General features: G+C 73.8%; 14 protein-coding genes. 7 read left to right on the top strand and 7 right to left on the bottom strand.

Annotated elements, in window-relative coordinates; all coding sequences use genetic code 11:
* Nucleotides 1-47: 47 nt before the first annotated feature.
* From E9565_RS15410 to E9565_RS15380, 7 genes are read right to left on the bottom strand one after another with little or no spacing between them, the layout of a single operon-like run.
* On the bottom strand, nt 48-1,037 hold the full coding sequence (locus E9565_RS15410; protein ID WP_236835759.1) for a DUF3445 domain-containing protein: 990 nt from the start codon (nt 1,035-1,037) through the stop codon (nt 48-50).
* The gene (locus E9565_RS15405; protein WP_236835757.1) at nt 1,034-1,978 is read right to left on the bottom strand and encodes a PDR/VanB family oxidoreductase; all 945 of its coding nucleotides are present in this window, start codon (nt 1,976-1,978) and stop codon (nt 1,034-1,036) included. The genes E9565_RS15410 and E9565_RS15405 overlap by 4 nt, the downstream gene beginning before the upstream one ends.
* Complete coding sequence (locus tag E9565_RS15400; RefSeq protein ID WP_236827659.1) at nt 1,975-2,520, bottom strand: dimethylamine monooxygenase subunit DmmA family protein; 546 nt, start codon at nt 2,518-2,520, stop codon at nt 1,975-1,977. The genes E9565_RS15405 and E9565_RS15400 overlap by 4 nt, the downstream gene beginning before the upstream one ends.
* Nucleotides 2,517-3,509: a DUF3445 domain-containing protein gene (locus E9565_RS15395; RefSeq protein ID WP_236827658.1), complete on the bottom strand. Its 993-nt coding sequence runs from the start codon at nt 3,507-3,509 to the stop codon at nt 2,517-2,519. Before E9565_RS15395 ends, E9565_RS15400 begins: the two co-directional genes overlap by 4 nt.
* Complete coding sequence (locus tag E9565_RS15390; RefSeq protein WP_236835755.1) at nt 3,506-4,492, bottom strand: PDR/VanB family oxidoreductase; 987 nt, start codon at nt 4,490-4,492, stop codon at nt 3,506-3,508. Before E9565_RS15390 ends, E9565_RS15395 begins: the two co-directional genes overlap by 4 nt.
* On the bottom strand, nt 4,489-5,019 hold the full coding sequence (locus E9565_RS15385) for a dimethylamine monooxygenase subunit DmmA family protein (RefSeq protein ID WP_236835753.1): 531 nt from the start codon (nt 5,017-5,019) through the stop codon (nt 4,489-4,491). Before E9565_RS15385 ends, E9565_RS15390 begins: the two co-directional genes overlap by 4 nt.
* Before the next feature lie 5 nt (nt 5,020-5,024).
* Nucleotides 5,025-5,387, bottom strand: a complete 363-nt coding sequence (locus E9565_RS15380; protein ID WP_236827655.1) for a hypothetical protein — start codon at nt 5,385-5,387, stop codon at nt 5,025-5,027.
* 201 nt (nt 5,388-5,588) lie between these two features.
* On the opposite strand from E9565_RS15380, the gene E9565_RS15375 reads away from it, so the two are divergent.
* The 7 genes from E9565_RS15375 to E9565_RS15345 all read left to right on the top strand — a co-directional run bounded on the left by E9565_RS15375 (nt 5,589) and on the right by E9565_RS15345 (nt 13,548).
* On the top strand, nt 5,589-6,203 hold the full coding sequence (locus E9565_RS15375) for an XRE family transcriptional regulator (RefSeq protein WP_236827654.1): 615 nt from the start codon (nt 5,589-5,591) through the stop codon (nt 6,201-6,203).
* A gap of 268 nt (nt 6,204-6,471) precedes the next feature.
* Nucleotides 6,472-7,806: an ammonium transporter gene (locus E9565_RS15370; protein WP_236827653.1), complete on the top strand. Its 1,335-nt coding sequence runs from the start codon at nt 6,472-6,474 to the stop codon at nt 7,804-7,806.
* A gap of 189 nt (nt 7,807-7,995) precedes the next feature.
* Nucleotides 7,996-9,357 (top strand): type III glutamate--ammonia ligase, encoded by a 1,362-nt coding sequence (gene glnT, locus E9565_RS15365; RefSeq protein WP_236835751.1) that lies wholly within the window; start codon nt 7,996-7,998, stop codon nt 9,355-9,357.
* Between the two features lie 31 nt (nt 9,358-9,388).
* Nucleotides 9,389-10,282, top strand: coding sequence for a glutamine amidotransferase family protein (locus E9565_RS15360; RefSeq protein ID WP_236827651.1), 894 nt, complete (start codon nt 9,389-9,391; stop codon nt 10,280-10,282).
* Nucleotides 10,270-11,010, top strand: a complete 741-nt coding sequence (locus E9565_RS15355) for a hypothetical protein (protein ID WP_236827650.1) — start codon at nt 10,270-10,272, stop codon at nt 11,008-11,010. Before E9565_RS15360 ends, E9565_RS15355 begins: the two co-directional genes overlap by 13 nt.
* 13 nt (nt 11,011-11,023) lie before the next feature.
* Nucleotides 11,024-12,358, top strand: a complete 1,335-nt coding sequence (locus tag E9565_RS15350) for an FMN-binding glutamate synthase family protein (protein WP_236827649.1) — start codon at nt 11,024-11,026, stop codon at nt 12,356-12,358.
* The gene (locus tag E9565_RS15345) at nt 12,355-13,548 is read left to right on the top strand and encodes an FAD-binding oxidoreductase (protein WP_236835749.1); all 1,194 of its coding nucleotides are present in this window, start codon (nt 12,355-12,357) and stop codon (nt 13,546-13,548) included. The genes E9565_RS15350 and E9565_RS15345 overlap by 4 nt, the downstream gene beginning before the upstream one ends.
* Nucleotides 13,549-13,639: the final 91 nt, after the last annotated feature.

Here is a 13,639-nt window from a genome sequence, read left to right as displayed (position 1 = left end):
TGCCTCGTCGGGGCGGGCGCGGGGCCAGGCCGACGCGCGCCGGGAGGTCAGGCGGCGGCGGCCGTGCGCGTGGCGTCGCCCAGCCAGGCCACGACGTCGTCGCGGTAGGGCGCGATGCCCTTGTACCCCGCGATGTCCGGGGGGAGCTCGGAGACGATCGCCGCGAGCTGCTCACCCCAGCCGGGGACCTCGACGACCTCGGCCAGCGGCGCCATGTAGGTGCGGATGTTGAAGGTGAGCGTGCCGGTCAGCGGCAACCGGGTGAGGTGCTCCAGCTCGATGCGCAGCTGCAGCCGCCCGAAGTCGCCGTCCCGCACCAGCTGCGGGACGTCGGCGTCCCACTCGGGCTTGACCTCCAGGCTGATGTCCCGGCGCGGGGACCCGTGCGCGGAGAAGGTCCAGTTGGCCCGGCGGTAGGTCTGGTCGGTCGTGATGCTGCGCATGAACCGGGTCGCCCGGCTGGTCACGCCGTCCTCGTTGAGCCGGGGCACCGGGCCGTGGATCTCGTCGAGGTGCATGCCGATGTCGAACTTCACCGACCACGCGGCCGCCCAGGTGACCAGCGCGGCGTCGAACCAGAGCCGGCCGCCGCGGTCGCTGACCATGAGGATGTCGTCGGGCACCTGGCAACCGATCCAGGTCAGCGGATCGGTCGGCAGCGTGGCCGCATCACCCAGCACGAACGACTGCTCGATGCCGAGGAGGTCGTTGCGCCAGGCGAAGGCCCCGGACCCGAGGTCGGCCAGGTGCATGGCGTCCGGGCGGGCGGAGACGAGCTCCCGGAGCAGGTACAGGAGCATGTCCCAGCAGGCCGGCTCCATGTGCGGGAGCACCTGCCGCCGCCCCGGGTCGCGGGCCAGCACGTCGCGGCGGAGCGCCATCTGCTCGGCGTAGTCGTCGCCCAGGTCGACGACGTGCTCGCCCCAGGACCCGGCGGGCGTCTCCACGCGCCGGCGGGCGGGCTCGACGTTGACCGTGTACCGGAAGGTCCGGTCGGCGGGGGCGAAGGGCCAGGGCAGCCGGGTCAGATCGCTCACAGGTCCAGCTCCAGGTGGGTGTCGGCCGCCCGCGACACGCAGGCGAGCAGGTGGGTCGAGGCGAGCCGGTCGGCCTCGTCGAGAACCAGGTCCCGGTGCTCCACGCGACCGGCCGCCACGGGCACCAGGCACTGGCCGCAGACGCCCTGCCGGCACATGCTCGGGACCTCGACGCCGGCGGCGAGCACCGCGTCGAGCAGGCTGGTGCCGCTGGGGACCGGGAACTCCCGGCCGCTGCGCCGCAGCCGCGCGGTGAACGGCCGGCCGGGGGAGAGCTCGGGGGCGCGGAAGTGCTCCAGGTGCACCCGGGCGGGCGGCCAGCCCGCCGCCCGTGCCGTCGCGGTGAACAGGTCGAGGACGGCGGCCGGGCCGCAGGCGTAGGCGTGCGTGCCCCAGGGCTGGACGGCCATCCGCTCGCGCAGCGCGTCGGCCAGGGCCACCCGCCCCTGCGCCTCCACCAGGTCCGGTCCGGCGAGCTGGCGCACCTCCTCCAGGTGGGCGGCCTCGCCCGGGCGGTACCCGTAGACCACCTCCACGGGGCGGCCCCACGCCCGGGCGGCGGCCAGGTGCGACAGGATCGGCGTGACCCCGATGCCCGCCGCGACGAGGAACGACTTCCGCGCGGCCAGCTCCGGCCGGAACGCCGAGCGGGGCGGCTCCACCGCAAGCAGGTCACCTGCCCGCAGGACGTCGTGCAGCCAGGCCGAGCCCCCGTCGTCCCCGGTGCGCAGGACCGAGATCCGGTAGTCGCCCGGCGCGATCCCGGAGCCGGTGAGCGAGTACGCGTTGCGGGTGCCGCCCGCCGTCACGACGAGGTGGCTGCCGGGCGCGTACCCGGCCAGCGGGCGGCCGTCCGGGTCCGCCAGCCTGATCTCCCGGACCCGGTCGGTCACCGCGCGGATCCGCGTGACCCGCAGCAGCTGCGTCGCCGGGACGCTCATCCGTGCTCCCCGGCCGCCGTCACCGCGGAGGCCAGGTAGCTGCCCCGGTGCCCCGATGCGTGCTCGTGCACCTCCAGCCGCAGGTCGCACCCGGGGCAGTCGACCTCGGCGCCCGGCGCCACCGCCAGCCGCGCGGTGGTCTCGCAGTGGGCGCAGAAGACCGGGATCGGCCCCCGGTCGACGGCGAAGGCGGTGAGCTCCTCGGGCAGCAGCCCCATCCCGCGGGCCAGGGCGACCAGGGCGAGCACGTCGGCCTCGGGACCGGCCACCAGCACCCGGTCGCCGACGTGCATCCCGTCGAGGCGGCGGGCGAGCGCGGCGGCCGATGTGCCGTCCACGCCCGGGAGCCCCCAGCGCCGCACCGGCCGGCCGTGCTCCCACGCCTCGGCCGCCCACCGGTCGACGACCTCCGCGGCGCGGCCGCCGACCTGCACGAGGAGGAACGTGCGGCCCGCGGGGTCCAGCGCCGGAGGCTGCGCCGACCACGACGGCACGCTGGTGCGGCGCGGCCGGAGCTGCTCACCGGTCAGGACGGCGGTCACGCCGCACCGCGCAGCCAGGCGACGGCGGCCGAGCGGAAGCGGGTGAGGCCCTTGTAGTCGGCCATGTCCTCCGGCAGCTCCTCGAGGACGGCGGCGAACCGGTCCCGCCACGCGGGCACCCGCGCCAGGTCCTCCAGGGGCAGCAGGTGGGTGCGGATGAGGAAGAGCACAGCCCCGGAGCTCGGCAGGCGGACCAGGTGCTGCACTTCCACGCGCAGGTGCAGCCGGGCGCCGAGGTCCTGCTCCAGCACCAGCCGGCGGTCGGGGCCCCACTCGGGGTAGGTCTCGGTGGCCGTGTCCAGCCGCCGGCCGACCGTCATCGTCCAGTTCGTGCGGCGGTAGGCCTCGCCGGGCTGGAGCCGCATGAGGAACTGGTGGGCGCGGTCGATGACTCCCTCCGGGTGCACGCGCGGGACCGGGCCGTGGATCTCGGGGAAGCTCATGCCGACGTCGAAGCGCATCGACCAGTCCGCGGCCGCGGTGACGACGCCGGCGTCGGCCCAGAGCGCGCCCTCGCGCTGGTCCAGCAGCACGAGGTCGTCCTGGACCTGCGGCGCGACGAACTCCAGCGGTCCCGACGGCAGCGTCGCGTCGTCGCCGAAGGTGAACTCCTGCTCGATGCGCAGCAGCGCATTGCGCCAGCGCCAGCGGTCTCCACCGAGGCGGTCCAGCCCGAAGGCGTCCGGGCGGGCGCGCCGCAGCTCCCCCATGACGTAGAGCATCGCGTCCCAGGCGGCCGGCCTCATGTGCGGCAGCTCCTGCAGGCGGGTCGGGTCCGCGGCCAGCAGGGCGGCGCACTCGGCGCTGTCCGAGGCGTAGTGCTCGTCGACGTGCAGCACGTGCTCGCCCCAGCTGCCGGCGGCGGTCGACCGCGGCGCGAGCGCCGGCTCCACGTTCGTGCTGTACCGGTAGGTGTCGGTGGGGAAGGGGAAGGGGAACGAGGCGATGCGGGCGGGCAGGGCCCGGTCGCGGACATCGGTGGCTGTCACAGGTCGAGCTCCAGGGTGGGGCCGGTGCTGCGCGAGACGCAGCACATGAGGCTGTCGGCGGCGGCCTTCTCCGCCTCGCCGAGGAAGAGGTCGCGGTGGAGGGGGGAGCCGGCGACCACGGGGACGCGGCACTCGCCGCACACCCCCTGCCGGCACATGCTGGGCACCGGGACGCCGGAGTCCTCGAGGGCCTCCAGCAGGCTCACGCCGGAGGGGACCGTCAGGCGCCGTCCCGACCGGGCCAGCGTCACCTCGAAGGGGGCGCCCGGGTCGAGCGCCGCGGCGGAGAAGCGCTCGGTGTGCACCCGCGCCTCCGGCCAGCCCAGTCGCTCGGCGGTCCCGAGCACGACGTCGAGAAGGGCGGCCGGCCCGCAGGCGTAGAGGTGCGTGCCCAGCGGGGCGCCGGCGAGGGCGGTCTCGATGCAGGCCAGGAAGACGGCCAGGTCCGGGTGCTCCTCCAGGCGCCGGCCGCAGAGCCGGCGCAGCTCCTCCAGGTGCGCCCCGGCGCCGGGGCGGTAGCCGTAGAGGAGCGTGAAGTCCCGGTTCCAGCGGGCCGCGGCGCGGGCGTGGGAGAGCAGCGGGGTGATGCCGATGCCGCCGGCGACGAGCAGGTGGTGCCGTGCGGTGGCGACCGGGGCGAACGCGCTGCGCGGCCCGTCGGCCGCCACGACGTCGCCGACCACCAGGTCGTGCACCCACCGGGAGCCGCCCGACCCGTCGGGGCAGAGCAGCACCGAGATCGTGTAGCTCTCCGGCGCGATGCCGGAGCCGGTCAGCGAGTAGGCGTTGCGCCGGTCGCCGCAGTGCAGCACGAGGTGGCTGCCCGGCGGGTGGGCGGGCAGCGATCCCCCGTCGGCGGGGACGAACTCGACCGTCCGGATGCCGGCCGCCGCCTCCCGCACGTCGGTCACCCGGAGCAGGAGGGTGCCCGGGCCGGTGCGCCCCGGGGCCTCCACGGGCGCGGGCGGGGACAGCGCGGTCATGCCGGCACCCCCGTCGGCGCGGCGTCCTCGGCGTCCACCATGAAGCCGAGGTAGGCGCCCAACCGCCGGGAGACGTGGTGGTAGACGTGCAGCGTCCGCCCGCAGCCCCGGCAGGTGCAGGTCGCGCCGATCGCGGCGGAGGTCTCCGTCTCGTGCGCGCAGTGGGCGCAGTGCACCCGGCGGGTGGGGACCCCTGTCACGTGGGTCAGCACCTCGGCCGGGACGGCGCCCAGCCGGAGCGCCCGGGCGCGGGCCCGGAGGACGCCGTCCTCCGGGCCCGCCACGAACAGCCGCCAGCCGACCAGGGCCTCGCTCGCGCGGGCGTCCACCCAGGCCAGCGCCTCGGCGGTGGTGCGTGCCCGCAGCACGCTCACCGCCGCGCCGGCGCGCGCGGCCTCGGCCGCCCAGGCCGAGACGACCGGGTCGGCCGCCTCGTCCAGGCCCAGGAGCGCGGCGCTGCGCACGCCCTGGGGGAGGGGCGGTGGAGCGGCCCCCCACCGCGGCACGCTGGTGTGCTCGATCCCCATGCCGGTCAGGGAGCGAAGGACCGCTGGCCGGTGTAGAAACCGAGCGCCCGGTCGGGGGTCTCGAACCGGATCCGCGAGCCCTTCGGGAAGAACAGCACGTCCTTGGGGCGGGCGATCACCTGCACGCCGCTGTCCAGGTCGGTGAGGTGGAACTCGCCCTCCACCACGACCTTCATCTCGTCGTAGGTGTAGGTGTAGTCCAGCGGCTCGCCGGCGAGCAGCTCGAAGAAGCCCGAGCACAGCTCCGAGCCCCCGGGATTGGCGAACGTGTCGCCGATGGCGGCGTTGACGCCGGGGACCTCCATGCTCGGGAGCCCCTCGTAGGTGCCGCTCGCGTGTCCGAAGACCATGGTGCCGGTGGTGGTCATGTCCGCCTCCTCAACGGGATCGTCGGGCGACTGATCCCTGTGGGTGGACGACATGTAACGGCAGTGGACGCTGACGTGGGTGTCGGCCCTGTAACGAGTAGGTGACGGAGGTCGTCGGACGCAGTGACGCGCCTCTCCCGTCCGGGTCATGCGACCGTGGCGGGACCCGTCCCCCTCCCGGACCGGTCCTATGCTCGCGCCGTGGAGGCCATCCCCGAGCCCGGCGGGCACGACGAGGCACCCGGCGGGCAGCTGGAGGACGTCATCGCGCTGCGCGTCCGCGAGTTCCGGCTGGCCAAGGGTGTCTCGCTGGCCGAGCTCGCGCGGACGACCGGCCTCAGCAAGGCGATGCTGTCGAAGATCGAGCACGCCCAGACCTCGTGCAGCCTCTCCAGCCTGGCGCGCCTGGCCGATGCGCTGGCGGTGCCGGTCACCGCGCTGTTCCGGGGCGTGGACGCCGAGCGCGAGGCGGTCTTCACCCCGGCCGGCCACGGTGCGCAGATCATCCGGAGGGGCAGCAACGTCGGGCACCTCTACCAGCTCCTGGGGGCGCTGCGCGGAGAGCACAAGCGGTTGGAGCCGTTGCTGGTCACCCTCACCGAGGCGAGCGAGGTCTTCCCGCTCTTCCAGCACCCCGGCACCGAGTTCATCTACGTGCTCGAGGGTGCGCTGACGTACGGCCACGGCGAGGCCCGCTACGAGATGCGCCCCGGCGACTCGCTGGTCTTCGACGGCGAGGGGCCGCACGGACCGGTCGAGCTCACCGAGCTGCCCATCCGTTTCCTGACCGTCACCGGTTACGGGCACGTCGTCTAGGTCGCTTCCCGCCGGGCGGCGGACCGCCGCCGCCGGCCCGCGCGGCTGACGCGGCCGTTTCGTAACGCAGATTCACGTCGGCGTAACCACGAGCGCGTCCAGCGCCATGAGACTCCGTTTCACGACGTTACACCCGGCGGCCGCGGCCGGTGCCCCGGCACCGGCTCCGAGCGGACGTCCTCCGTGGCGTCGCGCACCGGCCCCCGGTGCGACCCACCGATCTCGTGGCGTGGCCGGCCCCGCCCGACTGACCTGAGGAGAGTGGCTCATGCCCGCAGCCGACCTCGCCTGGCTCCTGGCGGCGTTCGCGCTCGTCCTGCTGATGTTCCCGGGCCTCGCCCTGTTCTACGGGGGCATGCTCGGCAGCAAGAACATGCTCAACATGGTGATGATGGTCATGAGCACGCTGGCCGTCACGAGCGTCCTCTACGTCCTCTTCGGCTACGGGTTGGTGTCGGGTGACTCGCTCGGCGGCTGGGGACTCATCGGCAACCCGGTCGACCACCTCGGTCTGGCCGGCTTCCACGACGACGGCGGCACCGGTGGCGCGGAGGGTGTCTACTGGACCGCCTTCTTCATCCTGTTCGCCGCGATCACGATCGCGATCGTGGCCAGCGGCGCGGCCGGCCGGATGAAGTTCGGCTCGTGGCTGGTCTTCTCCGCCGTCTGGCTGACCCTCGTCTACTTCCCGCTCGCGCACTGGGTGTTCGCCTTCAGCGACGAGGAGAGCGGCGTCGTCGGCGGCTGGATGCGCAACGAGCTGCAGCTGCACGACTTCGCCGGTGGCACCGCCGTGCACATGAACGCCGGAGTCGCCGCCCTGGCGCTGGCGATGGTCCTGGGCAAGCGGCGTTCCCCGACGCACCGGCCGCACAGCCTCCCGCTGGTCGTCCTGGGCGCCGGCATCCTGTGGTTCGGCTGGATCGGGTTCAACGGGGGCTCGGCGGCCGGGGCGAACTTCCTCGCGCAGTACGTCGTGCTGACCACGCTCCTCGCCGGGTCCACCGGCATCCTCGGCTTCCTCCTGGTCGAGAGGCTGCGCGACGGCCACGCGACGACGCTCGGCATGGCCTCCGGCGCCATCGCCGGGCTGGTCGGCATCACCCCCTCGGCGGACACGGTGAACGCCGTCGGCGCGCTCGTGGTCGGCTTCGTCGCGGGCGCGGCCGTCGCCTGGGCGGTGACCTGGAAGACCAGGCTGGGCATCGACGAGAGCCTCGACGCGTTCGCCGTGCACGGCGTCGGCGGCATCGCCGGGACCCTCTGCGTCATGCTCATCGGCGCGTCGAACTCGCCGGGTGGCGTGCAGGGCATCCTGCTCGGTGGGAGCTTCGACATCGTCTGGCGCGAGCTGGTCGCGATCGTCGTCACCTGCACGTTCTCCTTCGTGATGACGTACGCCGTCGCCTGGGTGCTGCAGCGCACGATCGGGCTGCGGGTCGACGAGGCGACGGAGGACGCCGGGCTGGACGTCGCCGTCCACGCCGAGTCGGCGTACGACTTCGACCGGGGGGTCAGCCCGACCCGGGTCGGCGCGACCGTCTACGGCCCCGACCAGGTGCCCCCGGCGCCGGTCGCCGCCGCCCCGAAGTCGCCCGTCTGACACACCGCCGCCTCCCGGCGGCAGTCGCGAGACACACGGAGGCCGGTCCCCGCCGGGGGCCGGCCTCCGGTGCGTCGCGGGGTCCGGCGCAACACGAACCTGGCGCGACCGTAACCCCGCGGTAATCCGCGGAGTGTTCACTCGCAAGTGACAGAGGTTCATGTCAGTGGACAGTCGCAGGAGGATCCCGTGTCGCTCACCGCCACCCGCCCCGATGCCCCGCCGGCGGCCGTCGCGGCCGCACCCGAGGTGCTCGACCTCGCCACGCGGGCCCGCGCCGACGGCACGCAGTTCATCCTGGCGCTCTTCGTCGACCTCACCGGCAAGCCGTGCGCCAAGCTGGTGCCGGTCGAGGCGGTCGAGGAGCTGCAGACCGAGGGCGTCGGCTTCGCCGGGTACGCCGTCGGCGCCATGGGCCAGGAGCCGAAGGACCCGGACCTCATCGCGATCCCCGACCCGGCCTCGTACATGGCGGTGCCGTTCATCCGGCCGGGGCTGGCGATCGTGCACTGCGACCCGCACGTCGAGGGCCGGCCCTGGCCGTACGCGCCACGGGTGATCCTCAAGGAGCAGCTGGCCCGCGCCGCGGAGCTCAACCTGGACCTCAAGGTCGGCGCCGAGGTCGAGTACTTCCTCGTCGAGCGCGGCCCGGACGGAACCCTGCGCCCGGCCGACCCGAAGGACACCGCCGAGCGCCCCTGCTACGACGCCCGTGGGCTCACCCGCATGTACGAGCACCTGACCGAGGTCTCCCGGGCCATCAACTCGCTCGGCTGGGGCAACTACGCCAACGACCACGAGGACGGCAACGGGCAGTTCGAGCAGAACTTCGGCTACGCCGACGCGCTCACCACTGCCGACCGGGTGGTCACCCTCCGCTACCTGCTCTCGGTCCTCGCCGAGCAGCGGGGCATGACGGCCACCTTCATGGGCAAGCCGTTCACCGACCGCACCGGCAGCGGCCTGCACATGCACCTCTCGCTGTGGCGCGACGGCTCCCCGGTGTTCCCGGACGCCGGGGACCCCCGCGGCCTCGGGCTCTCGTCGCTGGCCTACTCCTTCCTCGCCGGGCTGATCGAGCACGCCTGCGGCCTGCAGGCGGTGCTCGCCCCGACCGTCAACGCCTACAAGCGCACCGGCGCCACCGGCACGAGGTCCGGCGCCACCTGGTCCCCGCGCGCGGCCTCCTACGGCGGCAACGACCGCACCCACCTGCTCCGCGTGCCGGACGGCAACAGGGTGGAGCTGCGCGGCGGTGACGGCTCGGCCAACCCCTACCTCGCCGCGGCGGCGGCGCTGGCCGCCGGGCTGGACGGGGTGCGCCGGGGGCTGGACCCGGGCGATCCGGGAGCCACCACCAGCAGCCCGCTGCCTCCGACGCTGCTGCACGCGATCGAGGCCCTGGAGGCCGACCCGGTGGTCGCGGGCGCCCTCGACGTCGCCGGCCCGGGAGTCGCGGCCTACTTCGCCGGCCTCAAGCGCGAGGAGTTCTTCGAGTGGCACGGGCAGGTGACCTCCTGGGAGGTCGACCGGTACGTGACCGCCTTCTGACCAGCCTGATCGTCGAGAGGAACGAGCACCCATGTGCGGGATCGCCGGGCTCCACCTGCGGGAGCCCTCCCTGTACCCCCGGCTCGGTGAGCTGCTGACCGGGATGCTCTGCCAGATCACCGAGCGGGGACCCGACTCCGCCGGGATCGCCGTCTACGGCGATCCGCGCTGGTCGCCGCCGGGGCAGTCGACGGTGTCGCTGCTGCCCGGCGACGCGGGCGCCCAGGAGATCGGGACGGCGCTGCGCGAGCGGCTGCCCGAGGCGGTGGTGGTCGACGCCGGGCAGACGCTGGTCGTGCACGCGGCGACCGACCCCGGCGCGCTCGTCGCCGCCGTCCGCGCAGTGGCAGGCGGTGGGATCGTCATCGGCCAGGGTGAGGATCTGGCCGTCCTGAAAGGGGTCGGGCACCCGCAGGCCCTCGCCGCGGAGTTCCGCCTCGAGTCGGCGCAGGGCTGGCAGGGGGTGGCGCACACCCGGATGGCCACCGAGTCGGCGGTGACGCCGCAGGGCTCGCACCCGTTCTCCGTCGGCCCGGACCAGTGCCTGGTGCACAACGGCTCCTTCGCCAACCACGCGACGATCCGCCGCGAGCTCCGGGCCGCCGGCATGACGTTCGACAGCGAGAACGACTCGGAGGTCGGCGCCCGGTTCGTCGCCGCCCAACTGGCCGCCGGCTACGACCTGGAGAAGTCGCTGAAGCTGCTGTGCGAGCGGTTCGACGGCTTCTACACCCTGCTGGTCGCCACCCGGGACAGCTTCGCGGTCGTCCGCGATGCCATCGCCTGCAAGCCGGCCGTCGTCGCCGAGACGCCGCAGTGGGTGGCCATGGCGTCGGAGTACCGCTCCCTCGCCGGGCTGCCCGGCATCGAGAACGCCCGCATCTTCGAGCCCGAGCCGGAAGAGGTCTACGCATGGCAGCGCTGAGCACGCCCCTGGAGTTCGCCGACGGGCGGGTGGAGCTCGCCGAGCCCACCCTGGTGGACCTGGCCGGGTCCGACGTCCGCGCGCTCAACAGCGCGCTGCACGCCGTCGACGTCGCCGAGAAGGCGCCCACCTGGCGCGTCGTGAACCCCGACGGCCGGCACAACATCGCCGTGGGCCTGGACGCCGACGTCGACGTCGTGGTCGACGGGCACGTCGGCTACTACTGCGCCGGCATGAACAAGGCCGCGACCGTGACCGTCAACGGCAACGCGGGCGTCGGTGCCGCCGAGAACATGATGAGCGGGACCGTGCGCATCCGCGGCAACGCCTCGCAGTCGGCCGGCGCCACCGCGCACGGCGGGCTGCTGGTCGTCGAGGGGTCGGCGGCTGCCCGCTGCGGCATCTCGATGAAGGGCGTGGACATCGTCGTCGGCGGCGACGTCGGCCACATGAGCGCGTTCATGGGCCAGGCCGGCCGGCTGGTCGTCTGCGGCGACGCCGGCGACGCGCTCGGCGACTCGCTCTACGAGGCCCGTCTCTACGTGGCCGGCTCGGTGAAGTCCCTCGGTGCGGACTGCGTCGAGAAGGAGGTGCGGGCCGAGCACCTCGCCGAGCTCGCCGGGCTGCTCACCGCCGCGGGGATCGACGCCGACCCGTCGTCCTTCCGCCGCTACGGCTCCGCCCGCCGGCTCTACAACTTCCACGTCGACAACGCCTCGGCGTACTGAGGAGGGGCACCCCGTGACCGACAACACCGCACCGGCCCCGGACCCCGCTCTCCGGGAGTCCGCCACCTTCGACCGCGCGACCATCGCGGACATCCAGCGCGCCGCCGAGACCGGCATCTACGACATCCGCGGCGGCGGCGCCAAGCGCAAGGTCCCGCACTTCGACGACCTGCTCTTCCTGGGCGCCAGCATGTCCCGCTACCCGCTGGAGGGCTACCGGGAGCGCTGCGACACCGACGTCGTCCTCGGGAACCGCAACGCCACGTACCCGCTGCACCTGGCCACGCCGGTCACCATCGCCGGCATGAGCTTCGGTGCGCTCTCCGGCCGGGCCAAGGAGGCGCTGGGCCGCGGGGCCAGCGAGGTCGGCACCTCCACGACCACCGGCGACGGCGGGATGACCCCGGAGGAGCGCGGCCAGTCCAAGCACCTCGTCTACCAGTACCTCCCGTCCCGCTACGGCATGAACCCCGACCACCTGCGCATGGCCGACGCCATCGAGGTCGTGCTGGGGCAGGGGGCGAAGCCCGGCGGCGGCGGGATGCTGCTCGGCCAGAAGATCACCGAGCGGGTGGCCGGCATGCGCACCCTGCCGATGGGCGTCGACCAGCGCAGCGCCTGCCGGCACCCCGACTGGACCGGCCCCGACGACCTGGAGATCAAGATCCGGGAGCTGCGGGAGATCACCGACTGGGAGAAGCCGATCTACGTCAAGATCGGCGCGACCCGCACCTACTACGACGTCAAGCTCGCCGCCAAGGCCGGCGCCGACGTCATCGTCCTCGACGGGATGCAGGGCGGCACGGCCGCGACGCAGGACGTCTTCATCGAGCACGTCGGCATCCCGACGCTCGCAGCGCTGCCGCAGGCCGTGCAGGCGCTCCAGGAGGAGGAGCTGCACCGGAAGGTCCAGCTCGTCGTCTCCGGGGGCATCCGGAACGGTGCGGACCTGGCCAAGTGCATGGCGCTGGGCGCCGATGCAGTCGCGATCGGCACCGCCGCGCTCATCGCACTCGGTGACAACGCGCCGCACCTGGACGCGGAGTACCGCCGGCTCGGATCGGCAGCGGGCTACTACGACGACTGGCAGGCCGGCCGGGACCCGGCCGGGATCACCACCCAGGACGACGAGCTCGCGCAGCGCCTCGACCCGGTGCAGGGCGGGCGACGGCTGGCGAACTTCATCCGGGTGATGACCATGGAGGCGCAGATCATCGCCCGCGCCTGCGGCAAGGCGCACCTGCACTCCCTGGAACCCGAGGACCTGGTCGCGCTGACCATCGAGGCCGCCGCCATGGCCCGGGTGCCGTTGGCGGGCACCAGTTGGATCCCGGGGCACGGGCTGTGACCGCGACGGCGACCGCCGACGTCGTCGTCGTCGGCGGCGGGCTCGAGGGGACGTCCATCGCCTGGTCGCTGGCTCGACGAGGGGTGACCGACGTCGTCGTCTGCGAACGGGACACCGTCGGTTCCGGGGGCACCGGCAAGTCCAGCGGCATCGTGCGGTGCCACTACGGGGTCTCCTCGCTGGCGGCGATGGCCACCCGCAGCCTCGAGCTGTTCGAGAACGCGTCGGAGGTGCTCGGCGAGGACGTCGGCTTCCGGCAGACCGGCTACGTCGTCGGCGTCGGCGAGTCCAACGTGGACGCGCTCCGGGCCAGCCTGGCCAACCAGCGGGCGGTCGGCGTGCAGACCGAGGAGGTCGACCGGGCCGAGGTCGCGCGCCTGTGGCCGGTGGCCGATCTGTCCGACTTCGCCGCCTTCGCCTGGGAGTCGCGGGGCGGCTACGGCGACGCCTACCAGACCGCCCAGGCCTTCGCGGGGGCCGCGCGGCGCCTGGGCGTCCGCGTCCGCCAGGGCACGGCCGTCGCCGAGGTGCTGACCGGCAGCGGCCGGGTGACCGGCGTGCGGCTCGCCGACGGTTCGGTCATCAGCGCGGGCACCGTCGTCGTCGCAGCGGGCCCCTGGTCGGTGCCGCTGCTGGCGCGGCACGGCATCGACCTGCCGATACGGGTGCACCGCGAGCCGATCGTGGTGCTCGACCCCGGCGGCGACCTCGGTCGGGTGCCGGTGTTCTCCGATCTGGTCTCGCTGCAGTACATCCGCACGGAGAGCGGTGGGCGGCTGCTGTTCGGGAACAGCGACCTCTCCACCCCGGAGCCCGCCGACCCCGACGCCTACCTCAACCGAGCCACCGACGACTTCCTCGAGATGGCGGTGGAGAAGATCTCGCGCCGCTTCCCGGGGCTCGAGGACGCCTCGGTCGCCGGCTCCTACGCCGGGTGCTACGACGTGACGCCGGACTTCAACCCGGTCATCTCCGAGACGCCGGTGGAGTCCCTGCTCGTCGCCGCCGGGTTCAGCGGGCACGGGTTCAAGATCTCCCCGGCGGTGGGGCGGCTCGTCGCCGACCTGGTCGTCGACGGCAAGAGCTCGGACGTCGACGTCCCCGAGTCCGACTTCCGGTTGTCGCGGTTCGCCGAGGACGCGCTCCTCACGAGCCCCTTCCCCTACGTGGGCGCGGGGGAGATGCGCTGACTGTGAGGCTGGCCGGGTCGGTTCGTCGGTGATGGGCTGACTGCTGGCGGCAGCGGGCGTGACCCTTGCTCTGACTGGCCTCGTGCCTTTG

It is taken from the genome of Blastococcus sp. KM273129, from assembly GCF_021698995.1.
GTDB lineage: Bacteria > Actinomycetota > Actinomycetes > Mycobacteriales > Geodermatophilaceae > Blastococcus.
This window is presented reverse-complemented; position numbering and strand designations above follow the sequence as displayed.